General features: G+C 46.9%; 25 protein-coding genes and 2 pseudogenes. 12 read left to right on the top strand and 15 right to left on the bottom strand.

Features of this window, described 5'->3' with window-relative positions:
* Nucleotide 1 precedes the first annotated feature (1 nt).
* The 6 genes from SPL01S_RS00935 to SPL01S_RS25080 all read right to left on the bottom strand — a co-directional run bounded on the left by SPL01S_RS00935 (nt 2) and on the right by SPL01S_RS25080 (nt 4,609).
* A complete protein-coding gene (locus tag SPL01S_RS00935) occupies nt 2–1,360 on the bottom strand; it encodes a phage tail sheath family protein (RefSeq protein ID WP_063197012.1) in 1,359 nt (452 codons plus the stop codon).
* A gap of 19 nt (nt 1,361–1,379) precedes the next feature.
* Nucleotides 1,380–2,444 carry a phage tail sheath family protein gene (locus SPL01S_RS00930; RefSeq protein WP_063197010.1) on the bottom strand — a complete coding sequence of 355 codons (1,065 nt, stop codon included), beginning with the start codon at nt 2,442–2,444 and terminating at the stop codon, nt 1,380–1,382.
* 18 nt (nt 2,445–2,462) lie between these two features.
* Nucleotides 2,463–2,912, bottom strand: a complete 450-nt coding sequence (locus tag SPL01S_RS00925) for a phage tail protein (protein WP_063197008.1) — start codon at nt 2,910–2,912, stop codon at nt 2,463–2,465.
* A gap of 179 nt (nt 2,913–3,091) precedes the next feature.
* Complete coding sequence (locus SPL01S_RS00920) at nt 3,092–3,517, bottom strand: lysozyme (protein ID WP_063197006.1); 426 nt, start codon at nt 3,515–3,517, stop codon at nt 3,092–3,094.
* Between the two features lie 420 nt (nt 3,518–3,937).
* Entirely contained in the window at nt 3,938–4,276 is a 339-nt protein-coding gene (locus tag SPL01S_RS00915) for a phage holin family protein (RefSeq protein ID WP_063197004.1), read from the bottom strand.
* Nucleotides 4,277–4,366: 90 nt separating this feature from the next.
* The gene (locus SPL01S_RS25080) at nt 4,367–4,609 is read right to left on the bottom strand and encodes an Rz1 family lipoprotein (protein ID WP_111738495.1); all 243 of its coding nucleotides are present in this window, start codon (nt 4,607–4,609) and stop codon (nt 4,367–4,369) included.
* Between the two features lie 714 nt (nt 4,610–5,323).
* Here SPL01S_RS25080 and SPL01S_RS25805 point away from each other — a divergent pair.
* Both SPL01S_RS25805 and tnpB read left to right on the top strand, forming a co-directional pair.
* Nucleotides 5,324–5,707, top strand: a complete 384-nt coding sequence (locus tag SPL01S_RS25805; protein ID WP_073971999.1) for a transposase — start codon at nt 5,324–5,326, stop codon at nt 5,705–5,707.
* Nucleotides 5,704–5,929, top strand: a pseudogene (gene tnpB / locus SPL01S_RS25590) (IS66 family insertion sequence element accessory protein TnpB); the annotation flags it as partial. The gene SPL01S_RS25805 and the pseudogene tnpB, both read left to right, overlap by 4 nt.
* A gap of 483 nt (nt 5,930–6,412) precedes the next feature.
* Here tnpB and SPL01S_RS00900 read toward each other — a convergent pair.
* Nucleotides 6,413–7,192 (bottom strand): SDR family oxidoreductase, encoded by a 780-nt coding sequence (locus SPL01S_RS00900; RefSeq protein WP_063197000.1) that lies wholly within the window; start codon nt 7,190–7,192, stop codon nt 6,413–6,415.
* The gene (locus SPL01S_RS00895; RefSeq protein ID WP_063196998.1) at nt 7,192–7,518 is read right to left on the bottom strand and encodes a nuclear transport factor 2 family protein; all 327 of its coding nucleotides are present in this window, start codon (nt 7,516–7,518) and stop codon (nt 7,192–7,194) included. The genes SPL01S_RS00900 and SPL01S_RS00895 overlap by 1 nt, the downstream gene beginning before the upstream one ends.
* 90 nt (nt 7,519–7,608) lie before the next feature.
* Between SPL01S_RS00895 and SPL01S_RS00890 the strand changes: the two genes are divergently transcribed.
* On the top strand, nt 7,609–7,935 hold the full coding sequence (locus tag SPL01S_RS00890) for a winged helix-turn-helix transcriptional regulator (protein ID WP_063196996.1): 327 nt from the start codon (nt 7,609–7,611) through the stop codon (nt 7,933–7,935).
* A gap of 258 nt (nt 7,936–8,193) precedes the next feature.
* On the opposite strand, the gene SPL01S_RS00885 is transcribed toward SPL01S_RS00890, so the two are convergent.
* The gene (locus SPL01S_RS00885; protein ID WP_063196993.1) at nt 8,194–8,664 is read right to left on the bottom strand and encodes a DUF1203 domain-containing protein; all 471 of its coding nucleotides are present in this window, start codon (nt 8,662–8,664) and stop codon (nt 8,194–8,196) included.
* A gap of 266 nt (nt 8,665–8,930) precedes the next feature.
* Here SPL01S_RS00885 and SPL01S_RS24245 point away from each other — a divergent pair.
* Nucleotides 8,931–9,118 (top strand): annotated as a pseudogene (locus SPL01S_RS24245) (integrase core domain-containing protein); the annotation flags it as partial.
* Between the two features lie 11 nt (nt 9,119–9,129).
* On the opposite strand, the gene SPL01S_RS24240 reads toward SPL01S_RS24245, so the two are convergent.
* The 3 genes from SPL01S_RS24240 to SPL01S_RS00875 form a co-directional block, all read right to left on the bottom strand.
* A complete protein-coding gene (locus SPL01S_RS24240) occupies nt 9,130–9,267 on the bottom strand; it encodes a GrpB family protein (protein WP_081113129.1) in 138 nt (45 codons plus the stop codon).
* A 316-nt stretch (nt 9,268–9,583) separates the two neighbouring features.
* Complete coding sequence (locus SPL01S_RS00880) at nt 9,584–10,714, bottom strand: trans-sulfuration enzyme family protein (RefSeq protein WP_063196991.1); 1,131 nt, start codon at nt 10,712–10,714, stop codon at nt 9,584–9,586.
* Nucleotides 10,707–11,927, bottom strand: a complete 1,221-nt coding sequence (locus SPL01S_RS00875) for an ATP-grasp domain-containing protein (RefSeq protein ID WP_063196989.1) — start codon at nt 11,925–11,927, stop codon at nt 10,707–10,709. The genes SPL01S_RS00880 and SPL01S_RS00875 overlap by 8 nt, the downstream gene beginning before the upstream one ends.
* A 357-nt stretch (nt 11,928–12,284) precedes the next feature.
* Here SPL01S_RS00875 and SPL01S_RS00870 point away from each other — a divergent pair, with 357 nt between their 5' ends.
* The 3 genes from SPL01S_RS00870 to SPL01S_RS00860 are packed head-to-tail and all read left to right on the top strand — an operon-like array spanning nt 12,285 to nt 15,623.
* Complete coding sequence (locus SPL01S_RS00870) at nt 12,285–13,523, top strand: hypothetical protein (RefSeq protein WP_063196987.1); 1,239 nt, start codon at nt 12,285–12,287, stop codon at nt 13,521–13,523.
* Between the two features lie 31 nt (nt 13,524–13,554).
* Complete coding sequence (locus SPL01S_RS00865; protein ID WP_232245989.1) at nt 13,555–14,400, top strand: sulfurtransferase; 846 nt, start codon at nt 13,555–13,557, stop codon at nt 14,398–14,400.
* A gap of 8 nt (nt 14,401–14,408) precedes the next feature.
* The gene (locus SPL01S_RS00860) at nt 14,409–15,623 is read left to right on the top strand and encodes an MFS transporter (RefSeq protein WP_232245988.1); all 1,215 of its coding nucleotides are present in this window, start codon (nt 14,409–14,411) and stop codon (nt 15,621–15,623) included.
* A 417-nt stretch (nt 15,624–16,040) separates the two neighbouring features.
* On the opposite strand, the gene SPL01S_RS00855 is transcribed toward SPL01S_RS00860, so the two are convergent.
* Nucleotides 16,041–16,601, bottom strand: a complete 561-nt coding sequence (locus SPL01S_RS00855) for an RBBP9/YdeN family alpha/beta hydrolase (protein ID WP_063196981.1) — start codon at nt 16,599–16,601, stop codon at nt 16,041–16,043.
* Nucleotides 16,602–16,725: 124 nt separating this feature from the next.
* Here SPL01S_RS00855 and SPL01S_RS00850 point away from each other — a divergent pair, with 124 nt between their 5' ends.
* From SPL01S_RS00850 to SPL01S_RS00840, 3 genes are all read left to right on the top strand, one after another.
* Nucleotides 16,726–17,169, top strand: coding sequence for an Lrp/AsnC family transcriptional regulator (locus tag SPL01S_RS00850; RefSeq protein WP_013813658.1), 444 nt, complete (start codon nt 16,726–16,728; stop codon nt 17,167–17,169).
* 212 nt (nt 17,170–17,381) lie between these two features.
* Nucleotides 17,382–17,792, top strand: a complete 411-nt coding sequence (locus SPL01S_RS00845; RefSeq protein ID WP_013813659.1) for a tautomerase family protein — start codon at nt 17,382–17,384, stop codon at nt 17,790–17,792.
* Between the two features lie 361 nt (nt 17,793–18,153).
* Nucleotides 18,154–18,786 (top strand): LysE family translocator, encoded by a 633-nt coding sequence (locus SPL01S_RS00840; RefSeq protein ID WP_063196979.1) that lies wholly within the window; start codon nt 18,154–18,156, stop codon nt 18,784–18,786.
* Nucleotides 18,787–19,100: 314 nt separating this feature from the next.
* Here SPL01S_RS00840 and SPL01S_RS00835 read toward each other — a convergent pair whose 3' ends face one another.
* Nucleotides 19,101–19,691, bottom strand: coding sequence for a hypothetical protein (locus tag SPL01S_RS00835; protein ID WP_063196976.1), 591 nt, complete (start codon nt 19,689–19,691; stop codon nt 19,101–19,103).
* Between the two features lie 211 nt (nt 19,692–19,902).
* Complete coding sequence (locus SPL01S_RS00830) at nt 19,903–20,793, bottom strand: oxidoreductase (RefSeq protein ID WP_063196974.1); 891 nt, start codon at nt 20,791–20,793, stop codon at nt 19,903–19,905.
* Nucleotides 20,794–21,290: 497 nt separating this feature from the next.
* Here SPL01S_RS00830 and SPL01S_RS00825 point away from each other — a divergent pair, with 497 nt between their 5' ends.
* Both SPL01S_RS00825 and SPL01S_RS00820 read left to right on the top strand, forming a co-directional pair.
* Nucleotides 21,291–22,268, top strand: a complete 978-nt coding sequence (locus tag SPL01S_RS00825; protein ID WP_063196972.1) for a DUF1852 domain-containing protein — start codon at nt 21,291–21,293, stop codon at nt 22,266–22,268.
* Nucleotides 22,269–22,294: 26 nt separating this feature from the next.
* Nucleotides 22,295–23,326 (top strand): methionine synthase, encoded by a 1,032-nt coding sequence (locus SPL01S_RS00820; RefSeq protein WP_063196970.1) that lies wholly within the window; start codon nt 22,295–22,297, stop codon nt 23,324–23,326.
* Nucleotides 23,327–23,358 lie beyond the last annotated feature (32 nt).

The raw sequence follows: 23,358 nt of genomic DNA, 5'->3' as shown, positions 1-23,358 counted from the left end.
TTTACAGTGACATGTCCTGAGTAAACTGGAGGATGATGAATTCGGCCGGGCGCACGGCGGCCATCCCAACCTGAATGATCATTTTCCCTTGGTTAATCTCGTCTTGTGTCATGGTGATCCCTTTACCGACGCGCACAAAATACGCCTCTTCCGCGTTATTGCCGGCCAGGGCGCCCTGTTGCCACAGGCGGTAAAGATAGTGTTCAATCGCCGCCTGCACCCGTTTCCAGGTCGGCTGACTGTTGGGTTCAAACACCATCGGCTGCAGGGCTTTTTTGATGTCGCGCTCTGCCGCATCGAACAGGCGACGCACTGGGATATACCGCCAGTCATCATCATCTTTCTGTGTGCGGCTGCCCCACACGACCAGTCCGCGATCGCTGAAATGACGAATGACGTTAATGCCTTTTGGATTCAGCTCCGCCTGTTGCTCATTGGTGACCCGAACGCTGACATCACTGACGCCATTGAGCACCACATTCGCCGGCGCTTTCCAGACGCCCCTTTCGCGGTCGGTTTTACAGTAAACACCAGCCATCAATGCTGAAGGCGGCAGCGACAACGGCGCACTCAGGTAACCGGATAGGGATTGTGCAATCTCACCGGCAAAATCGGCGTTAGCGGTACGAAGTCCGGCCAGTGTGGCGATCGTCGTGACAGTCCCGTCGGTGTAGTCGGCGATAGCGACCTGCGCATCATCAATTTTCCGGGTGTACGGCACCTCTACATTCGGGTAATACACCGCCATCTGGGCGGAACCGCTGACCGCGTTGGGCGCGTCGCCATTGACGCTGTCGGCCAGCAGGAAGTACCCTTTGTGCAAGCCCAGTGAGGCAGCAAGAGCGCCATAGACCGCAGTGCGGTAAGCCTCATCGGGATCCGGACAGGCCAGCAGCGTGATCTCCCCCACCTCGTCGATGAGACCCGGCAACGCGGCCAATGGGCCGTTATCGTCTGCTTTTTCCAGCGGATAGAGGTAGCAAGGGCCGCCGCCGTTCTGGAAATAGAGCCGCAGGGCGACGGAGGCTGTAGGGTCCACGACCTTAATCTCATTAATCTGATAGGTGTACTGTTTCGTCGCCTCAGCGGCGCGCGCTGCCGCTTTAGACGACGCCGTTTCCAGCGAGTCGGGTTCAGTAGACGTCACGGTGACAGTTGCGGAAGAAGGCACGTTGCTATCAAACAGGGTGGTATAGTCCAGCCAGCTGCCGATGCGGGTGATCACGCCCGCCAGTTCTGGCTTGAGAGGGGTAAAACGAGCGACAAATAACGGCACGGAGGTCGCTCCCGCGCTCACCGACATCGCCGGCGAGGCATCTTCTTCAATAGTGATACCCGGTACAGTTGTATCTGTAGGCATGTTCTTTTCCTTCAGTGAATTATTGCGCGATATCCTGGCTGAACTGCAGGATGATGAATTCTGCCGGGCGAACCGCGGCCAGGCCGATTTTGATGATCATCTTCCCCTGATTGATCTCTTCCTGGGTCATGGTGAGATCTTTGCCGACCTGAACAAACCAGGCGTCAGCGGGGGTATTGCCGGCCAGCGCGCCCTGCTGCCACAGACCGTGCAGATAACTGTCTACGGCGGCCTTGACGCGCTGCCAGGTCGGCTGGCTGTTGGGTTCAAACACCAGTTTATTCAGGGCTTTTTGGATATCTCGCTCAACCGCGTTGAACAGGCGACGAACCGGGATATAGCGCCAGTTATCACTGTCCTCCAGCGTGCGGGCGCCCCACACCACGGTGCCCTGGCCCGGGAAGGTGCGGATCATGTTCAGCGCCTTGCCCTGGTTATACTTACCCTGGAAATCATCACTGACCGGGAATGCGGGCGTCACCCCATTGACAGCCTGATTGGCCGGCGCTTTCCATACGCCACGCGTACGGTCGGTTTGGGCAATGGAGGCTGCGGCGATGGCGCTCGGCGGCACCGCCTCACCCGAGGCCAGGGTGCACCACGGGTAAAACACCGCGCCAAATGGGGAGGTTGGATACGCTTTCATGACCTCATCCGGCTTCGCCGTGCCAGCAATTTTCGCTTTCGGGCCGTCAAACAGGCCAAAAATACGGTAGCCCTGGCCCACTACCGTGGTGAACGCGGTATAGGTGGCGGTCTCTGTCCCTGCCGCGACAATCAGCGTAATATCATCGTATTGCGCCACTGCGCCGGCGATATTAGCCTCGTTAACCAGATAACATTTACCGCCACCGTGCATAAACCACAGGCTCAGACTGGTATAAAAAGCGTCTTTCAGCGGCGTAGGGTACAAGGAGGTAAATTCCGCCCAGTTGCGGAAAACCTGAATAGCTTCATTCGCTGAGGCGGCACTTTTACTGTCGTACGCAAACAAGGGTACGGCAGTGGCGGCACCGTTGACCGAAAAGCTCGATACGGCATCTTCGCTGAGATAAACGCCGGGGTAAGTGGTTGTCACAGTCATGGCAACATGTCCTCTTGATTAGGCAGTCTGAATGGTCACGCGATCGGCCATGAGCGTAATTTGCTGTACCGCGATTTCGTTACTGGTCGCATCAAATGACGGGGAGGTCAGCGAGGTTGGGAAGGCATTGCTCACATTCCAGCTGACCAGCACTTCTGTACCGGCTTCATTGGTCAGGCTGATCATGATGTCTTTCTTTTCAATCTGATTAAGTTGAATGGAATTAATCCATTCATACATCGCATTTTTACCCGGAAATACCCCTTTACTCAGCGTAATATTAGGGACCTGGCGTTGGCCGGGCATTTTGTACCAATTGCCGGTCCCGTCCCGGTATTCAATGGTGTCAAAATTAATGTCCAGACCGGAGGCGCTGGTAAACGGCACCTGCTCATCGCCCAGGGTCACGATAAAGCGATAGGTAGGAATGGGATATTGCACTGCAATGTCGTCCGCGGTAATAGCCATGATTTAAATCCTTCTGTTTACAATGAATAATGAGCAAAAATAATCTCAGTAGAATTATTTGCATGAAAAAAAATGTAATTAATTCGGTAATTCCCTGTAAAAAAGCACGCTACCGCCCCTGATTTACACCAGTTGTTTTTTCATGCTTATAAAAAAAGAAATGCGTTTAATTGTGCTGCTTATTTCAGAAAGAGTGCTCTTTCGGCCTCTCTTCTGCGTACCAGACCGGGCAGCGCTTTACCGCCGGCATGGATCCAACGCCCAAATTCCTGGGCCGCGCCGTCATCATCACCGGCATTGAGTTTTTTCAGGAGCGTTGAGGTACGGAAATTCCCGACGCCCAGGTTGAAAACAAATGAAACAAGAGCATCAAACTGATTTTGCGTAAGCGGAACATGCACATACTTATTTACCGCCCGTTCACTTTCAGCCACATCCTGACGCAGCAAAAAAATCGCGTCCTCTTCGGTGATGACATCATTAGCGCTGACATCTGCGGTATGACCATATCCAATAGTCCATATATCCGCCGGGCATTTATAGGCCTGGAGCCTTAGCCCCTCAAACTCTTTAATGAGATTAAGACCATTAACATCTATTTTCATTTTAACCTCCGTACCAACAGGCTTATCTGACAGTTTAAGACAGAGATAAAATGGCATCGCTGAAATATCGCCACCGCCCCCTATACTCAACAATCTATGCAGTCAAAAAAGCAATATTAATCAAAATTCCGACTAACTTGACCCTGCACGTTTTTCCCCAACGTGTCATATGAAAGAGTCAAAAGTCATGAATGTGACAACACCACAAAGCCAGCGATAACGACTCTTCAGTCCGGATTTTTCAGCAAGAGAAACTTAATTTAAATAATTTCATCAGATGTTAATGCATTTTATATGAGCAACTCGTTTTAAATATAAAAAGAAAGTCACAAACTTTACTTGTGTCATTTCACATCAAAATATAATGAGTCATATCGACGCTCAGTAAAATAATCAGCGCGAGGCGGCTTGCCACTATAGCTAGTGTTTAAAGTGATTTTCTTTGTCCAAATGATTTGAAAATCTCTTCCATAACAAGTCCAATAAGCGACCACCTAATATCCCTCCCAAACCGGAAAAGACCATGGTCATAAACTCACTGTATCCTTCTTCATAACCATAAACCCCCCCTAAAAAACCCGTAAATCCGGAAATTACGACTTGTTTGAAAACCTCATGCCATGAAAACTCTTTTCCAGAGGCCTTGTTTTCCATTAGGTATCGGACAATACCGCCCCAGGCGGAGAATCCTCCCACAATCAACCACGAGAAAACTCGGCCATTATCAGGAAGCGGTTTGGGTAACGTGAAAATCATCATTAGAACTCCAATTTTTGTTAATGTTATAAATTCGCGTAAGTCGGATTGTAATAATGGGCACGTACCACATAATGAAACAGCTATCTCTTCTTACTCTCGCAGACAGAACTGCCGAATATAACTCTGAAGATACATCAGTTTTTGCTGGTCTCGGGTGATGCCTTCCCAGACGCTGTCCAGTATCTGTAGAGAGTTCGAGGGTACCACCATCGCCCAAGCTGCGGGTTGAGGAGGATGTTTGGTCTGGACAGGCTTTTTGTCCAGAGATGAGCATCCTGCGATGACCACGGTCAAGCTGAGAGCGCAGAGCCGTATTCTCTTGTTCAGCCTCATTCAGCAAGCTTTCGCTGCTGCCGCTGTAGCAAATTGAGATCGATTTCATATTGCCTGACTGACGCACTTGCTTCTTTTGCTTTTCCCTGCCAACTGATGGATTGCTGATAGTAATATCGCGTTGACCACGAAAATCCCACAGCGATAAATAGAATGCATCCCCAAACTGCGCCTCACATTGATACCTTTCATCCTTCTCCCTGTTTAGCCTCTATTAACGTAAGGAAAATAATGACAGCAGAAAGGTTAACCTCACGACATAAACAACCGAACTGAATGCAATCTCATATAAAAGACCTCAGTAATGATAAGCCATATGGCAACCAGCCTAAAAATGGCCCTCTAATCATAAGTATGGTTGACATAATAGGACGTATTAACAATACGCCTGGCGACTATTACTCAGTCTATTATCCTATTTTTCAGGTTCGTTCCGTTGTGTGTCTGAATAGACTATAGAAGCAAAACATAATAAATAATAATCGTTAGTAACGATCGTTACCACTCCAATGAATAGTCAGTAACTATTAAACTAGAAATAATGATCGAAAAAAACTTTCAATAAGATTAATGCGGGTCATTGTTATTAGAATGAAAATATGGCATGGCGCAGTGCGAGTGCGACTATTCGTAAGCGTACAGCCTGAGCCGTCTGTTATTTTTCTGTCGCCTCTGTAGCTTAAGCACCCACTTATTTCATCAAGTGGACACCTCATGACTGCCAGAAAACCCCGCAAACATTATTCCCCTGACTTCAAACTTAAACTCGTTACGCAGGCGCTCGAAGGCAGCGGCAGCATCGCCGAATTGGCGCGGCAACATCACATCAATGATAATCTTCTTTTCAAATGGATACGTCTCTGGCAACACGAGGGGTATGTCTCCCGACCACGTAAAGCGCATCACGGACAACCCCCTCCCGTCCTTCTCCCGGTTCAGATGCTGCCACCGCCTGCACGCTCAACACCTTTGCCGTGCGAACCTGCAAATACCCTTTGCAAGGTGCGACTTCGCCAGGGTGAATTGACCCTCACTCACCCAACGCCCGAACTGCTGTCTCTCCTGCTCCGTGAAATGATGAAGGGGCCTCAGGCATGATGGGATTACCGACCGGCACCAGGATATGGATAGTGGAGGGCATGACCGACATGCGTAATGGCTTCCACGGCCTGGCCGCCAAAGTGCAGACTGCACTAAAAGATGACCCGCTGCGGCCACGTCTTCATCTTCCGTGGCCGCAGCGGAAATCAGCTAAAACTGCTGTGGTCCACCGGTAACGGTCTGTGCCTGCTGACCAAACGCCTGGAGTGCGGCCGCTTCGCCTGCGTGATGGAAACAGAGGCCTGGCTACGCCAGGCCCTTGCCCGTGCTGAAGAACAGCTGGCTCTGCACGAACGTAAAATATCGGTGCTCACTGCCCAGCTCGATAAACTTCGACGCATGAATCTGGCAATGGTTCTAACTCACGTTACGGGTCTAAAAACCTCGGATTACAGCCAGTTATGGTCATTGCTCATATGTTGTGACCTGCGCGGTGTAGTTTGAGGGATCCGCTTAGAAAACGGAAAACATCCCACGCCAAACCTGTTTTTAAGCAGATAGGAGTTGACGGGCAACTTTGAGCGAGGAGCGAACATTGGCGAAGAAGAGAATGGGAGAAGGGTATCACCCAGCAGTATCGTCTAAGACTTCATAGAAAAGCCACTTACGTGGCTTTGAGTTGAGTTCCTGGTTCTGGCTCCTTTATCTTGGAGGGCGCAAGCCTATCATTCGCTACCAGCATGAGCCGATTAAGATACTTGTCTATACAGTCGGGATGGTGCCGCCATCTATCACATATTCAGTGCCGGTGATGGCGGCAGCATAAGATGACGCCAGGAAGGCAATGAGATTAGCCACCTCAATGGGTTTTGAAGGGCGCCCCAGCGGAATACCCCCGAGTGCCTTCATGATGATCTGCTTACCGCCTTCGTAATCCGTTCCAGCCTGCTGCGCCAGTCGTTCCGCCAATGCCACCGAAGCTTCGGTTTCGACCCAGCCGGGCGCGACGCGAATCACCCGAACGCCCTTCGGCGATACTTCTTTCGACAGGCTTTTGCTGTACGCTGAGAGCGCCGCTTTCGCTGCCGCATAGCCGGTGGTTGATTCCGGTAACGGCAGTTCACGCTGGATAGAAGTGACGTGAATGATCACCCCGCCTCCCTGCGCCAGCATCCCTGGCAACAGCGCACGATCCAAGCGTACTGCGGGCAACAGATTAAGATTGAGTTCCTGCTGCCACTCCTCTTCGCCCAACGCCGCAAAGCCACCGCCGGGTGCGGTAGAACCGCCCGCCACATGAACGATGACATCGACCCCTCCCAGGCGCTCCTGAACGGCTTTCGCTACTGAGGTACAGCCTTTGACCGTGGTAAGGTCCGCCGCCACGAAGGCGTCTGCAATACATTCCGTGGGTGCGTGTCGCGCAGTGGTTAACACCCTGGCGCCCTGCCGTTTGAACAGCCCGACGACCGCTTTACCGACGCCTTTGGTGCCCGCAGTAACCAGCACGCGTTTACCCTGGAAATCAAAATCCAATGGCATCAGAGAATCTCCAGGGTGTTGATCTTGTCGCCGACCAGGCCGAAAGCATGCTTAAGCTCTACCGGGCTGCCGGGAAAGTTACCGACGACGTTCGAGGTGACCGTCACCCGCTCGCCTTCGGCAAGAACCTGAATCGGCTCAACGCTGTAGTCAAACGTGGCCTGCGCGGCACGTTGCCATGCTTCGATCGCCGCATGCCCCTGATGGGTTTTACCTTCGTCGATCACGACGGCATTGGCGGTAAAACACTGCTTAACGTTGGCGATATCGGCACCATTGCTGATCGAGAAATAGGTAGAAATAGCGTACGGTAGTGATAATGACATGGTTCTGTACTCCCGTTATTTACAGTATGGATATCTTCAACATAGACTTTGAAATTGACAAGTACGCACGAAAAAGTGAGTTACTGCATTATGAGTAAGTTATATACCCCGGAATCTGCCGCAAGCGGCGTGGAGCAGGTCCTGCAGCTGCTGGAAGGCCGCTGGAAATTAATCATTCTTTTTCATCTTTTCGACGGGAAAGTACAGCGCTATTCCGATTTTGAAAAACTGATCCCCGGCATTTCGCAGAAGATGCTGGCGCAGCAACTGCGACAGCTGGAAGCCGACGGGATCGTGTCGCGGACGGTGTACCCCCAGGTGCCGCCGAAAGTGGAATATCGACTCACTGAATGGGGGCAAACGCTGTGCCCTGCTCTCGATGCAATGCTGAAATGGGCGGAAAAACGCGAGGTTTAACCGGCCCGAAAGCTTAGTCGATTGAGACGTTACCTGATTGCGTTGATTCTCGGGACACAGAAATTGCCGAAATAGCAAGAGTGGCCGGTTCCGGTTTACTGCTGCACCATAAACCTTATCGACGTCCGCTCCTGGCACCAAGCCGTTGGCCGGACCTGTACCGGCCGGCTCTGAGTGAGGAGTCGACTGAGGGGGGCATAGGGTAAATAGCCCAGTGAACAGGCAAAAGGTGGAATAATAAATTTAATGCCAGAGGGTTCACCTAAAACGCTCGGCAAGACAGGCATAGCACCCCTGTTTTGCATTATGTATCTGGATATAACTGATCGCCGGGTCGTTGAAAAAACGGCCTATCAGATTTTCTGCAGACTTTCCTTCACAGAGATCCGCTTGTCTTAGAAAATGGTTTTCGTCGTAAGCCCGCAATGAAAGGATCCGACTTGTCATAACTTCCGGTAACTCATTGATATAGATGCCCTGCTCAGTACATCCCTCCCAGATGTATATTGCATGAGAGCCGAAATAAGGGGTATCAGCCGGTTGGTATATATGGTTAATCAGAAGCGCGTTTTCTCCAGCAGGAATGTCACACAACGAAATTCTGTCAGGGTAGCCAGGATAGCTACCCACTGTATTTCTTACGGCACCCTGTCTTTTTAGATAGGACTCGCTCTGCCCAAAAAGATGGGTAAACTGCCCGGCTTGCAGGCCTGAAATTTTGTATCCCATAACTTTCTCCCGTTGTTGTCATAAATACAGTAGCTTTCATTCTCGGGAGGTGCTCGCTGTTTTAGGACATGTAAACAGGGGTGATACAGCTGTATAAAAGCGGACTCTATACAATTGAAAGTGATGCTTTTAAGAGGCGCCCCACCCTAATGAAAGATACTGTAAGTTGTGCAGGGCGTACGCGAATATAGTGCATGTTCGACTGCCCATTTTGATGAGCCCCAAAGCCAGCTGTTCAAAAAACTGGGTATCGAAGACCAGGTAAAAGAGAGTGCCGGACAGAAATACTGGATTTTTATCTGTTCAGAACACTGAATGAAGCTCGGGAAATCACAGAGCGCTGGCTGGCAGAATATAACAGCGAACGGCCTTATGAATCCCTGAATAACCTGACGCCGGAAAGTACCGACTGATAGCTGAAAGCCCGGAAATCTCAAAAAGTGCATGGAATTAAAGCTGGGATACTTACACAGGCACTGACGTACTGCCAATATGATGAATCTTCCTAACCACGTCACCAAGCAATGCTTGTAGCAGAAAATTTTCAGCGTTAAACATAGCAGGCCATTTTTCATCGTATGGCGCCACAACGATTTCCCGCATGAATGCCCCTTCTTTTCCGTCAAATTATTAGCATAAGAGTAGCTAAAGTACATTGAGGCAACAACGTCCGCTCAGGCACGGAGCGGACGTGTCGTTCAGAAGGTCAGCTGTGAGCGAGAAGCGGAAGTTCGTAATCGCTCTCACCATTAATGGATGCCTCAATAATATTACAGAATGTTAATCACCGGAAAGCGGGTCAGAAAAACGAATTTCTAACGAAAGAGGTTTAATTCTTCTGAAGGACCAGGCTGTTATTATATTTAAGATGGTCGCCAGGACCTGAATGATACAACTGCATGTTTTTATAGAAAATAAATTAAAGTTTAGACAATGCTGATGATAGCTCTGCTGCTAACATGTCTGCGTCTTCAATTCCGACGCTTACCCTTAAAAACAACTGTTCTTCATCCTGTGTCATCCAGTCTGGAGACCTAAATGGAATCATGCAGCTATCGACGCCTCCCCAGCCATACGCTAACTTGAATGTTTTCAATTCTCTTAAAAAATCATCGCGCTTTTGATCTGTAGGCTTTTTAACTGAAAAACTAAAAAGACCATTACTTTGCCGATAATATTTACAAAAAATTTCATGACCAGAATGAGAGGGAAGATCTGGTGAAATCACTGTACTAATTGCAGGATGAGTTAGCAGCATCCTGATCAGTTTTTGAGCAGTGCCCTGTTGTATTTTAAGCCTGACAGCCAATGTTTTAAGTCCTTTATAAAGGCTGAAGGACTCTTCTCCGCCCGCACATACTCCTGATTTAATAAGGTAGCGACGAACCGGTTCATAATACTGCTCTGTAGTAGTTATGATGCCCATTACAGCATCGGAATGACCAGCTAGATATTTTGATGCTGAATGAATAACCACATCAAAACCATGATGAAGCGGATTAAGCAACAGGGGCGTAGACCACGTATTGTCTATGATGGTGGCAATTCCCCTTAGCCTGGCCAGCTTAGCGACAGCATCAATGTCTGTTACTTCAAATATGTTTGATGATGGAGACTCAACATATATCAGCTTTGTTTTATCAGTGACATAGTCCTCTAAGTGGCCGAACTCATCAGCACTCAGGAAGGTAGCGCTTATACCAAGCTCAAACAAATATGTCATGACAAAACATCTGACTGGTTCATAGACTGAACGAGTCATAAGTATATGATCGCCGGGGCGAAGGAAAGACATGAGAACGGAGGTGATCGCAGCAAGACCGGAACATGTGCTGAGCGAACGGTAGCCGCCCTCCAGGCGCGTAATCTCACACTCGACAGTATCCGTCATCGGCGTGCCAAATCGTGAATAACGCGGATACCGACTCTTTAGAGAATCCTGTGATGCATACATCAAAGATTCAAAATCCGGATATATTCCGGAAGTAAATCGATGGATTGGAGGATGGGGGAAATAGCTGTCCTCTTCGCTGTAAACTTTATCAACCATTATTGACCGTTTCCCAGCGTTCAGCATCATGAATTTGTTGGTAGCATGAGCTAAATAGTCTTAACACGGATTTCGGATCGTCTGCTTCTACTACGTGCCCTATAAGATAAAGACCAGATTTTTCTCCACCGTCATAAATTTCATCAACTTTACCTGTTAGATGTGTTTTGCGCACCTCAACTGGAAACTCGGTAGGTAAGGACACAAGTCTCCCGTTTGAAGGGGGGATACAAACGCAGCCAAACCTTAGAAAACGTTCTTGATACTGAGGATAGGACTGTTGATGAATATGACATTCTGCCAATAACCATGCCTTATCGATATTAAACCCCGCCATCTCTTCAATCAGAAAACTTATCATTCCTCCGCCGGTTCTACTCGCTATCTCGCAGAAAATAATATCGCCCTCTCCGGTAACCCACATTTCACAATGAAAAGCAAAATGCGGAGTTTCTGGCATGATATGAAGTATATCCTTAACAGAACTTACCAAACGAGAATACAGTTTATCGTTTCGATCGAGTGGAATGTTACCAATGTATAAGTTATCTCGATAGGAAAGACAGTTATTTACATATCTGAAGGGTTGGATGAATGTAAGTTCACCTTCAACAACTAACCCATCAATGTGAAACATTTCACCGTCAACATAATCCTCTGCTAACATACTAACAATTTGATTGTTATATTTTTGAAGATATGAATGAAGTTCAACCTGTGACTTAATTATTACTACACCAGAAGAACCTGAAGCAAGGCGGGGTTTTATAACAAATGGCATTCCATTATCTGAAGCAAATGCCAAGAGTTCTTCCTGGGAATCTATTCTCCGGTAGTCTGCCATCATTACCTGAGAAAGAGATAATTGCTCTTTCATGAAGAATTTATCTCTATAACATAGAGCACTGGTTACATCTTGCCCAGGGATGCTGTAGCGTTTTCTTATATTAGCAGCACGAAGTATATCTACTTCTGCTCGGCAAAATATATAGTCAAATGGCGTCTTTTGATAAATTGACTCTGTTAAATCATAGAGGGATTCATCATCATGATCATAATTTTCCAAGCAGAAACAGTGTTTAATGTGTCTGGCATAATCTTGGTAAAATTTTGGAGAAGTAATCAAGACAGGTTCGACACCCGAGTCTTTAAGCCATAAGTCATAAGGGGTGCGTGTATATTCCGTTTTTGCCAAGATGAGAACTTTTTTCATTTTCTTATGTTAATCCATGTTTTTTATATGACAATATCAACAGTAAAGAATTAGTAAACAATGAACTGTTGTCTAATTGTTACTTTTTATTTAATTTGTTTTAATTCAATCAGTTACAATTAAAACGTTAAAATCCATAGTCGATAAATTATTTTAAAACTTAACTGTTACCAATGGTTATTATATTTTCACAATCGATAATCAGTTGGTTATGCTGACTTCATTAACTTTAATGGAATAAAAATCTACAAATTAAATTTAAAAAACATTTATATATATTAAGTATTTATCTGGTTGACAAAACTAATTTAATTTACGTAAATCATTTCGCGATAAATATAAAATGAGGCAATGTCGATGCAAGGCAATATGGATATGTCATACGATTATCATGGGGACATTGATTTTCGAGTTCCTTTTACATCAATCAAAAATGAAGACATCCATTTTTATCTGGATGTTGATACATTTGTGGGCAAGGACACATGTGGTCAGAATTGTAATCATTGCTGGTTCGTGAACTATGAAAAGGTATTCTCTAAATCTTTTGGCATTAATGAAGGTCATGAAATTTATCGAAAGTTAACGGATCAGAATTTTAATATTTATCCTCGCTATGTGGATAGCTTTGCTCACAATGGTGAGTTTATGGATATCTATGGCCCGGCCCACAATCGCGAGTTTCGTTCCGGAGAGGACAAAAACGAGACGGACACCATGATAGCGGGTGATGCATGGACAAGTGGTAAGCCATTATTGCAGAAAAACTATAAGGAATTGTTGGATAAAGCAGTGAAAAATGGATACGGCACTATATCCATTACATTTCACGGACTGGTTAACGATGCGGAAGAGTGCTCTTTGCATTCCCATGCAGATTATCCCATTAAAGGGGTGTTTCCTGGAGCGAAATGTATCGACGTGATTTCCAGGATTAAAAGTTATAGCCGGGAAAGTGGCGACAATAACCTCATTCGGGTTAATATTGGTATTACAGTTGGAACGCACAATCATACCAAAAATGATCTTGTGAATTATTGTAAGCTTTTTAACAAACTTGGCGTGCAGACAGTCAGGTTCAATTGCTTTACAGATCATGGTCGCAGACATCCTCACTTGCAGCTTACTCAAGAACAAGTGGCGCAATTTTATCAGGACATAAAGTGGATACATGAAAACATTCCTCTTAATTTCCAACTCGGTGTCAGCGAAGATTTTGGAACGTCAGGCATTGATATTCTAGGATTACCTTCGCATGTTGGATGGTGTCGGGCGGGCCGTCAGTTATTTGCCATCATTCCAGAGGCAGGTGAAAGTCTGGTTATCAACGGGATAGCTCATGAACGTATCGGCCAGATCGTTGGCTGCGTCAACATTTTTGAACCGACATTCGGGTATCTGACGCGCTTTAAACATACCGACAGTGGTGAGACTGATTATCAGATTCATTTTAATGTAGATGCTATTGAAGCATTCACTCAGGACAGACTTTCTGGCGTTTATAAAAATGGCTGTTTTGCAGGAGAGATACTTCAGATGCAAAATTATGACATTCCGCTGGTAAATCAGAATCGTATTGACATTATTGAAGTTTAAAATTTATCTTGGGCTCCTGCAGGAGCCTTCTTTGAAAAGGACAAATATGGAAGCTCTGGTTTCTCCTCACTGGGTTGTAAACAACCCGGACTCAGATAGCATCATCATATTGGATGCTACGCTAAATAAAACAGCGAATAAGACTAGTGAAATTAAGGGATTAGTCATTCAAGGTGCAATATATTTTGACCTTGACAGTACTTTTTCAGAGCCTGAGTCTGATCTGCCCCATACATTCCCTTCTGCATTAAGTATTCCATCCCTGCTTTCCGGAATCGGTATTAGGCCCGACTCAACCGTGGTAGTTTACGATCAGCAGGGTATATATTCGGCACCGAGGGTCTGGTGGATGCTAAAGGCTATGGGTATTGAGAAAACCTACATTCTTGACGGAGGATTACCGGCATGGCTTGACGCAGGACTGGGTATATCCGAAAGCTATGCAAGGCCCAAGGTAAATAGGGTCTGCGATTTTGACATTAAGCCTGAGCAGATTGTTGATAAATCCACTGTCCTTAAAAACATCACTACGCCTCATTTTATGTTAATTGATGCAAGACCCTCAGAGAGATTTTCTGGACGACAAGCTGAACCCAGAGCCGGTTTAAGGTGCGGTCATATACCAGGATCCATAAATATCCCTTTTAGTGAGGTTTTGAACAATGGGCACTACAAATCACCCGAGTCTCTGGCTGAAATTTTTAATCGTAACGGGCTGAATGATAACGATGAGCTTGTATTCAGCTGTGGATCTGGAGTTACAGCTTGTATAGTTCTTCTTGCTGCATATCTGGCCGGTTTTAAAAAACTTCGCATATATGATGGTTCCTGGGCTGAATGGGGAGCTGATGAAAGCTTACCGCTGGATTTAGAATAAGCTGACTTATGACGAACTTAAACCTATCGCTAGCACAACCAAAACAGCTTGCGGTTATACATACTATGCTGGCCGGAACATTTCTGTCTCGGGCAGGATATTTCATGGTATGGCCTTATCTGTCTGTAGAGCTTTATCGTCAGTTTCAATTGAGCGCATTACAGATTGGTGCCATCTTTTTTATGACATTAGCTACTGGAACACTGATTGGCGTTTTCGTTAGTTATTATTCTGACAAGCTAGGGCGTGAACGATCGCTTATAGCGAGTCTATTTCTGAGCATTATCGGTTTTGCATCAATGGCTTATTCTAATTATGCTGCTGAATTTGTTGGCTCCATGTTACTGATTTCAACGGGACGCGCATGTACGGAGTCGTTTAGCAAGGCAATGATTGGTGATTATATTACTGATTTTAGGCAGAGGGAACAGTATCAATATATACGGTATTATGTCGTAAATATTGGCTCTGCTCTTGGGCCGCTTGCAGGGACGTATGCTCTTGCATCACCAGTCATAAATGTTTTTTTTGCTTCCAGTGTTATTTATCTGATCTACGCCTTAGCATTGATTTTTATTTTGAAAGGTTTGCAAAAGAGAGAGGTTAGCCATAAGAAAAAAATTCCAAGTTTTGCCAATTCCGTTTCAAAAATATTCTCGCAGACACAATTTTCAAAGCTAATTATTTGTTACTTTATTGTGATGCTTGTGTATACTTCCTTTGACTCCCCTCTCATTCAACTTCTAACTCGACTAAAATTTCCCGACTTGAATTATGCTATTAGTGTGATATTTTTGGTTAACGCAATAACGGTTATTGTTTTTCAGTATCCAGTTTTGTTCTTGTTAAAGAGATGGAGTATAAAAGGGAAAGTCATTCTGGGGATAACTCTTATCTCTTTATCCCAGTTACTGTTTTTGACAGTATACTCAGGATCTCTTGGATTGCTCGCTTTCTCCGTATTCGTCCTCAGCGTTGGGGAATTGATAACAATGCCAGCTTTCAGCGTCGAGGTAGACAGACTTGCTCCTGCTGAATTAAGGGGGACATCTTTTGGTTTAATTAATCTGACATCACTCGGAACCGCATTGTGTCCGCTTTTCTGTGGATTCTTTATTGATGCCGGGTTAGGTTACTTGATGTTTGCGACACTTTTTATTCTGGGGGTTATTTCAATATCAATATACGCTTCTGTAGGCCAGCGTAAAAACGCCATAAAGTGAGTAATATTTGAGTGCCCTGCTCCCCAATAATTAATGCAGTGCGAATTCAGTAAAATCGGCTTCTGGCACTCTGCAGTCAGAAGTGGGAGATAGGTCTGCTCTGAGCGAGGAGCATAACATTGTCCTTGTTACGCTCCCTGCAGTCATGGACAGTGAGTGAAGATATCATCTAAATATTACAGCACTCATCCTGTCCGTTCTTTTAGTAGATAATGGGCTTAAGGACATGTTTACGTGAAAGAATAAACCTGTTTTGAAATTAATTGTTATCAGTCGGTGAAATGTCGGGTCATTCAAAGTACCGATTAAACCGTTGATAAATATGATAGGCGTGTTGGGTGAATTGTTCATTTAGCTTTCCGTAACAGGTGTGGCATGAATTTTTGGTGTTGGTGTTTAAGGGGCTTCTCAGTGGATTTATTGGTATCCGGAAGCGCTCATGGACATGGCGATAAGCTCTTTTAACCATGCTCGCCCCTGAGGCCAGTCACCGAGTCCGCTGGCTGCGTTGATATGCCCTCGCTCACCGATATTGACCAGACTACTGCCCCAGGCATCGGCACGGCTCTGGCTGTAATGGATGTCGGCATAAGGGTCATTGGAACTGGCAATCATCATGCTCGGAAATGCGAAACGCTTTTCACTCAGGGGAAAACTAAACCCTTTCGCCTCTTCTGGAAACACATCGCATGTGGGATCAGGTGACGCGACCAGCAAAGCGCCTCTCACAACCGTGCGGCTATATTGTGCCCAGTTCACAACCTGCAGGCAGCCAAGGCTATGGGCGACCAAAATGACGTCTGGCCCGGTCTTTCTGACGGCAGTTTCTAAATTTTCGACCCACTCTTCGCAAACCGGGTGATCCCAGTCTTGTCCCGAAATGAAGGTCATTGACGCGTCAGTTTGTGCCCATAGCGTTTGCCAGTGTCCAGAGCCCGAGTTGCCAATTCCCGGAAGAAGCAATATTGAAGATGTCATGTCTTGATTCCCAAATAGGTGTTCACATAATGTAGGCGAATGACACATCGTTCCTGAATGGCAAGTCATCGAAATAGAGCCCGATTAACCGATGATTCATCTACATTTCGAGCAAAGGATCAGCATGGAGCTTGACAGCAAAGATCGGCAAATTTTGGAAGCACTTCAAACGAATGCACGTCAGAGTCTGGCCTCTCTGGGCAAATGCATTGGACTTTCGCAGCCAGCGATGAGCGAACGGGTCAAAAAACTCGAAAGCGCAGGCGTCATTGAAGGATACGGTGCACGCGTCAATTTGCGAGAGATAGGATTGGGATTACAGGCGATCCTGCGAGTACGCACAACCCACCAATACATCAAACAGTATCTGGCGTTATTTACAGATATCCCTGAAGTGATAGAAGCTGACAGGATCACCGGAGAGGACTGCTTCATCGTACGTTGTGTGTTTTCTCAACCGACTGATTTGGAAGCCATCGTCGATGCCCTGGCGGTTCATGGTTCAGTGACCACGTCGTTAGTTCTGTCTAATGCCGTGCGTAAACAGGTGCCTGTGCGTCCGAGGTAACCGGCTCACCTTTGATCGGCATGGCAGGATATTGTGGTGTCCGCCTCGGGCACGAAGCGGCAAAACCGAAGCGCCGTCAGGTCTGCTATGAGCGGAGGCGGGCCTTAACGCATTGTGCTCACGGCCTCGATTATGCCATTTTAAGGGTTTATAAAATAACCGCGGTTCCTGTAATCATTTAGCCGAAATGACAATCTAATTAAGGACATGGTATGCCTGGTATAACCCTGACGCTGTCTGGCTTAAAGAATCAAAAATTAACCCAAAAGTGTGTACTTTTAGCGACTCAAATCACATGCGATGTTTTAAGGAAAAATAGCTTCGAAACTATGGTCATAGTGAGACATGTCGATGATGAAGACTGGTTTATTGATGGCAAAAGCCTGGCCGAATGGGGCAAAAATTCGTTTAGACTCGAAGTGACTATCGTCGATGAAACCTGTAGCAAGGACCAGAAATCGGCATACCAAAAAGCAATTTACAACGCTATGGAACAAGCCATTGGTAACCTGCATCCTCAGTCGAATGTTCATATAATCGACTGTAAAGCTGCTTCATACGGATACACGGGGATCACTCAAGAGTATCGATATCAGCATAAAGACGAGTTTTACAAAGAATAAGTCCATTTATCATACCATCTCGACAGCATATCCTGCCGCAGTCCGCCAAACACGCGGAGTGCGGAGAAATCAAAAGTCTCACTTTACTCCAGAAAAAACGCCCAGAATCAGGCCGATGGCGCCTGCATCAAAGAATAGGCTTGCACTCGAACCTGCTGCAGGGATTTTTTGTACTCAGCAAGAGATGATACCGGCACAGACAATGACTTTTTAAGACACCCCTACGTGCGCTTGTGGCGCTTACCTGACCTTAGCGGGGTTCACTTCGCTTTCGTACCCTAGATACAACACAATTCCCCCTGTGAACACGGCATATTTCCTTTAGAATACCCGTTCAGATTACTACTTACCGAGGTATACGATGCTTATTTCAAGCCTTATGGCTATTGCTGCCGTTCTGATTATGGGTGTTATAAGCCCTGGTCCAAGCTTTATATATGTTGCCAGAAATGCGGTTGTGTACTCTCGTCTTCATGGACTAGTGACAGCCCTGGGTACAGGCGTTGGAGCTGCGATTTTTGCTTTGGTGGCTATGCTTGGGCTACAGAGGCTGCTACTTTTGGTGCCGGAATTATTTGTTGGTTTGAAGGTGGCGGGCGGTATTTACTTGTTATGGCTAGCTTTTAAAATTTTCAAAGGTGCATCTCAGCCTGTAACCTTAGTTTTGAATGGAGAAAAAGGGGGCAGCAAAACTTTGCTGAAGACGTTCAGAGATGGCCTGTTAACACAACTAAGCAATCCAAAAACGGCAATTATCTTTGCATCTATCTTTAGTGCCCTTTTACCAAAAAATATCCCAGTAATATTTTATTTCGCAATCCCTCTAATGAGTTTTTTGATAGATTTTGTCTGGTACTCCATTGTTTCTGTAGCTCTATCTGCAGAAAAACCGCGTCAGATATACTTACGCATAAAATCTTCGGTTGATCGGGTCTCCTCAACGGTCTTGGGCATACTGGGCATCAAACTGATCTACTCTTCGTTCACAAAATAAGAAACATAAATTCTTTACCGTGGGTGCTTTTAAGAGCGCCTTCTTGCTCCTGCAGGCTCTCCAGAAATGAAAATAGCAGGTGATAGCACATTATTGGTTGATTTGAGGTTAACGTCCGCTCCTGGCACTTACCTGCCGTTAGGCAGAGCCCGGTCGGCAATGAGCGAGAAGCGGACGTCATCCTCATAGAGTACTGAACAACTCTTCAAGGGCACCCTCTTTGGGCATTAGTTGAGTCGGCATAATGCCGGCATTTCGCCCCGCTACGGCTGTGCGGCCAACCTCAACTGAGGGGATGATTATCTGCCGTAAGGCTATTGGCCCGCTTTCTCGAGCTCAAGCTTTACTGCCTTCAATGTCCTTTTCCGAATCCAGCCACTTCCCACTCGGATTGCCAGCCAGTATCCGGCCATTTTCAGCTGTGTCGCTCTGTCTGGGCAATGTATGAAGGTTTCTGTACAGAGTGCATATTCGTCGGCGGCGAGTTGTTGTACCTGATATCTCAGCAGCAGCTTTGCGTTGCCTGGCCGCAGCGCGGCGCAATAGGCACTGATATCGGGGACATCCTCAAGGCCAAAATCGGTTCGCCAGAATTGTCCTCTCAAGCCATAGCAAAGTTCGGTTGGCGAGTTTTCCAACACAGTGAAACTCTGTAGCCCAAACTGATCAATGGCACTTTCAGATTGATGGCGTCGTAATTTTTGCGGCAGTTTCCGCACCGCCATTAGCGTTTTAATCACGATATCCTGCTGGATATCATAACCCGCAATGGCCGGTAAGATTTTTTCGGGGTAAGCCGTGGTTATGGTGGTGCTGTGCCGCTCATGGAACTGAAAGTTCGGCAGATAGAGAGGGACATTTTGCCAGTCAGCCAGAGCGTTCTTCGTAACAAATCCGAGTGCCATCCTGTTATTACTCCCTCAAGAACCATGGTCCTGCCGCGATTGTGAAACAAGGGTAAGGTTTTATCAATTTTTGCCTCTGGGCCGCCACCTGTTTTATAAACACTTTTGGCAAAAAATGGCCCATACAGTCAGTGATGAACGAAAAGCAGGCACCCCGCCGCATCTTGCATGCGGACATTATCCAGCCATGTTACTGGGCGGGATATCTCGCTCAACCCGGTCCCTCACTCCCTGCCGCCAGCAGCGGCACCAGCACGTCGCTGATGGGCGTCGCAATACCCTGCAAGTGACCATAACGCTGTACCACGCCGTTGCGAATATCCCACTCCAGTGGGCGGTTGGCCTGGCGGTCGGCGAGAATGGAGGTCCCCAAATCCGCAGGGGCATGATGAAAACCCTCGACGATCTCCTGCGGAACCTTATCGCTCAGTACGGCACCTTGCGCACGCGCCACCGTCAAACACTCGCGCAAATACGCCAGTGCAAGTTCAGTGATATCCCCGCGTGAGAACATCCCGGCACGACGATTGGCGAGAACCATCAGACCCGCGGCCGCATTCTGCAGCAGTTTGCGCCAGGCGATGGAGAGAAAATCGGATGACAACTCAACCGCGCAGCCTGTGCCTTTGAGCACACCGGCGACCCGTTTCGCCTGCGGCACATCCGGCAGCGTAAGGCGCGGTTTGGCACGCAGCCAGACTGAAGCATCCGGCTCGCGTTGGGCCGGGAACCACACGACCGAAGGCAGCACCTTTGCGCCGTTGACGTAAGGTTCCAACTGGGTTTCCTGCTCGACGCCGTTTTGCAGTGCACATACCACAGTGTTTTCATCGCACAACGCGGCCAGCCAGTCGGCGCAGTCAGCGACCTGGGTGGTTTTCACCGCGACAAACACCAGATCCAACGGATGGCTGATAGCCGCCGGATTGATCAATACCGGCCCTGGCACCACAACTTCGCCGCCATCGTGCCGCAGAATTAACTGCGGATGCGCGGTACGCCCGCACAGGACGGGCGTTCGGCCAACCTCATGCAAGACAGCGGCGATGGTGGTACCGATAGCACCCGGACCAATAAGAGCAATTGTGGGATGGTCAGACATCTGGTGTTCTCCTGATTTGGTTAGCCCATCATCAGTGTGCCGGGGCAATCACCGCACACGCCAGCATTTTCTCGGCGTTAACCTTTCGCCGATAAAAAGATAACCCCGTGCTGATGCTAAACAACACATGCCCAGATGGAAAGTGAAGCGTCGTCATCAATGCATGAGCAAATGCTCATACAATGAAAGCGGTCTTCCACCTCTTTTAGCCCTGCCATAAATCTGTTCAGTCAGCCGCTTCTGGCCCCCGGGATCCCCGCTGTAAATCTTGTGTGCCAGGGTTTCAGACGATGCCGGACATGACGGCCCGCCACATCATGAAGATGGTTCATGTTGTAATGAAATTAAGTCGCTTTCACTCATCCCATTGCTCTGGCATAAAAGATGCATTGTTAACTTATTGACAACATGAAGACTGATGAAGAGAAAGTCAGTGATTTCTGGGAAATCAAGAAATAAATTCAGTTTTCATGTCAGAACTCAGGATGCAGAACACGATGAATAAAAATTTTACATTTACGCTTAAGAGCAGTGTTTTCGATGAAAACTATAACCCTTCCGAAAATACGCGTATCACGACTAACTTTGCCAATTTGGCCAGAGGAAAGAACCGCCAGGAGAACCTGCGCAACACGTTAGTGATGATTGACAATCGTTTCAATACGCTGGCGCATTGGGACAACCCCAAAGGCGATCGTTATTCTGTCGAACTTGAAATTATCTCTGTCGAGATGAATATTGAAGACAATGGCAATACCTTTCCGGTGATTGAAATATTAAAAACGAACATTGTTGATAAAAAAACCAATGAACGTATTGACGGCATTGTAGGGAATAATTTTTCTTCTTACGTGCGGGATTATGATTTTAGCGTCTTGCTGTCAGCGCACAATAAGAACCAACCTCAATTCAGCATCCCCGCTAATTTTGGTGATTTACACGGCAACATATTTAAATATTTTATTGATTCAGATGCGTACAACGATAACTTTAATAAAACGCCTGTTATATGCCTGAGCGTTTCAAGTAAAAACACCTATTATCGGACGGGTAATGAGCACCCTGTATTGGGCGTGGAATATCAGCAAGATGAACCTTCATTGACCGATGCCTATTTCAATAAAATGGGGTTACAGGCTCGCTACTTTATGCCTAAACATAGTGTTGCGCCTTTGGCTTTTTATTTTAGTGGCGACTTGCTCAGCGATTACACTGATCTTGAGCTTATTAGCACCATCAGTACGATGGAGACGTTCCAAAAAATTTATCGGCCTGAGATTTACAACGCTAATTCTGCAGCAGGGCAATACTATCAACCAAGCTTGAATCAACAGGATTATTCTTTAACTCGAATTGTTTATGATCGAGAAGAACGTAGCCAGCTGGCGATTGAGCAGGGAAAGTTTACTGAAGAGAATTTTATTAAACCATACCAAACTATTCTTGAACAATGGTCTGCTAACTACGCTGCTTGATTAACCAAAATACAGGGTCATCTATTATGAAAAAGTTATTACCGACTTCAACGGCCGGCAGTTTACCCAAGCCCTCTTGGCTGGCACAACCTGAGACACTTTGGTCACCCTGGAAATTGCAGGACCAGGAATTAATCGACGGCAAACAAGATGCTCTGCGTTTGTGCCTGGAAGATCAACAGCAGGCAGGTATCGATATTGTCAGTGACGGCGAGCAAACGCGCCAACATTTCGTCACTACCTTTATTGAGCACCTCAACGGCGTTGATTTTGAGAAACGTGAGATCGTTAAAATCCGTGATCGCTATGAGGCGAGTGTACCGACAGTCGTGGGCCCGGTGAGTCGCCAAAAATCCGTTTTTGTCGAAGATGCCAAGTTTTTACGCCAGCAAACCGACCAACCCATTAAATGGGCCCTGCCTGGCCCCATGACCATGATAGATACACTGTACGATAACCACTATAAAAGCCGCGAAAAGCTAGCCTGGGAATTCGCTAAAATTCTCAATGAAGAAGCCAAAGAATTAGAAGCTGCCGGTGTCGATATCATCCAATTTGATGAGCCCGCCTTTAATGTCTTCTTTGATGAGGTGAACGATTGGGGAATCGCCACGTTAGAAAGAGCCATTGAAGGGCTTAAATGCGAAACCGCAGTACACATTTGCTACGGTTATGGCATCAAAGCCAATACCGATTGGAAAAAGACGCTGGGAACAGAGTGGCGGCAATATGAAGAGATTTTTCCAAAACTGCAAAAATCCAATATCGATATCATCTCACTGGAATGTCAGAACTCCCATGTTCCCATGGAGCTGATGGAACTCATTCGCGGTAAAAAGGTGATGGTTGGGGCCATTGACGTGGCAAGCAATACCATTGAGACGCCAGAGGAAGTCGCCGCTACGCTTCGAAAAGCGCTTCAGTTTGTAGACGCCGACAAGCTCTATCCTTGCACTAACTGCGGCATGATCCCTTTACCTCGCGGAGTGGCAAGAGGCAAGCTGGATGCGTTAAGTGCAGGCGCAGAAATCGTCCGCAAAGAACTCTTGGCCAAATAACGTCGCCAAATAGTAGATGACTTGAAGGGAGC

This window comes from Serratia plymuthica NBRC 102599 (assembly GCF_001590925.1).
GTDB lineage: Bacteria > Pseudomonadota > Gammaproteobacteria > Enterobacterales > Enterobacteriaceae > Serratia > Serratia plymuthica.
The sequence above is the reverse complement of the archived record's forward strand: the minus strand, read 5'-3'. Positions and strand labels throughout refer to the sequence as shown.

Bases quoted from the DNA above. Each gene is read 5' to 3' on its own strand.
- SPL01S_RS00935 (WP_063197012.1), bottom strand. From the start codon at position 1,360: ATGCCTACAGATACAACTGTACCGGGTATCACTATTGAAGAAGATGCC.
- SPL01S_RS00930 (WP_063197010.1), bottom strand. From the start codon at position 2,444: ATGACTGTGACAACCACTTACCCCGGCGTTTATCTCAGCGAAGATGCC.
- SPL01S_RS00925 (WP_063197008.1), bottom strand. From the start codon at position 2,912: ATGGCTATTACCGCGGACGACATTGCAGTGCAATATCCCATTCCTACC.
- SPL01S_RS00920 (WP_063197006.1), bottom strand. From the start codon at position 3,517: ATGAAAATAGATGTTAATGGTCTTAATCTCATTAAAGAGTTTGAGGGG.
- SPL01S_RS00915 (WP_063197004.1), bottom strand. From the start codon at position 4,276: ATGATGATTTTCACGTTACCCAAACCGCTTCCTGATAATGGCCGAGTT.
- SPL01S_RS25080 (WP_111738495.1), bottom strand. From the start codon at position 4,609: ATGAGGCTGAACAAGAGAATACGGCTCTGCGCTCTCAGCTTGACCGTG.
- SPL01S_RS25805 (WP_073971999.1), top strand. From the start codon at position 5,324: ATGACTGCCAGAAAACCCCGCAAACATTATTCCCCTGACTTCAAACTT.
- SPL01S_RS00900 (WP_063197000.1), bottom strand. From the start codon at position 7,192: ATGCCATTGGATTTTGATTTCCAGGGTAAACGCGTGCTGGTTACTGCG.
- SPL01S_RS00895 (WP_063196998.1), bottom strand. From the start codon at position 7,518: ATGTCATTATCACTACCGTACGCTATTTCTACCTATTTCTCGATCAGC.
- SPL01S_RS00890 (WP_063196996.1), top strand. From the start codon at position 7,609: ATGAGTAAGTTATATACCCCGGAATCTGCCGCAAGCGGCGTGGAGCAG.
- SPL01S_RS00885 (WP_063196993.1), bottom strand. From the start codon at position 8,664: ATGGGATACAAAATTTCAGGCCTGCAAGCCGGGCAGTTTACCCATCTT.
- SPL01S_RS24240 (WP_081113129.1), bottom strand. From the start codon at position 9,267: ATGCGGGAAATCGTTGTGGCGCCATACGATGAAAAATGGCCTGCTATG.
- SPL01S_RS00880 (WP_063196991.1), bottom strand. From the start codon at position 10,714: ATGGTTGATAAAGTTTACAGCGAAGAGGACAGCTATTTCCCCCATCCT.
- SPL01S_RS00875 (WP_063196989.1), bottom strand. From the start codon at position 11,927: ATGAAAAAAGTTCTCATCTTGGCAAAAACGGAATATACACGCACCCCT.
- SPL01S_RS00870 (WP_063196987.1), top strand. From the start codon at position 12,285: ATGCAAGGCAATATGGATATGTCATACGATTATCATGGGGACATTGAT.
- SPL01S_RS00860 (WP_232245988.1), top strand. From the start codon at position 14,409: ATGACGAACTTAAACCTATCGCTAGCACAACCAAAACAGCTTGCGGTT.
- SPL01S_RS00855 (WP_063196981.1), bottom strand. From the start codon at position 16,601: ATGACATCTTCAATATTGCTTCTTCCGGGAATTGGCAACTCGGGCTCT.
- SPL01S_RS00850 (WP_013813658.1), top strand. From the start codon at position 16,726: ATGGAGCTTGACAGCAAAGATCGGCAAATTTTGGAAGCACTTCAAACG.
- SPL01S_RS00845 (WP_013813659.1), top strand. From the start codon at position 17,382: ATGCCTGGTATAACCCTGACGCTGTCTGGCTTAAAGAATCAAAAATTA.
- SPL01S_RS00840 (WP_063196979.1), top strand. From the start codon at position 18,154: ATGCTTATTTCAAGCCTTATGGCTATTGCTGCCGTTCTGATTATGGGT.
- SPL01S_RS00835 (WP_063196976.1), bottom strand. From the start codon at position 19,691: ATGGCACTCGGATTTGTTACGAAGAACGCTCTGGCTGACTGGCAAAAT.
- SPL01S_RS00830 (WP_063196974.1), bottom strand. From the start codon at position 20,793: ATGTCTGACCATCCCACAATTGCTCTTATTGGTCCGGGTGCTATCGGT.
- SPL01S_RS00825 (WP_063196972.1), top strand. From the start codon at position 21,291: ATGAATAAAAATTTTACATTTACGCTTAAGAGCAGTGTTTTCGATGAA.
- SPL01S_RS00820 (WP_063196970.1), top strand. From the start codon at position 22,295: ATGAAAAAGTTATTACCGACTTCAACGGCCGGCAGTTTACCCAAGCCC.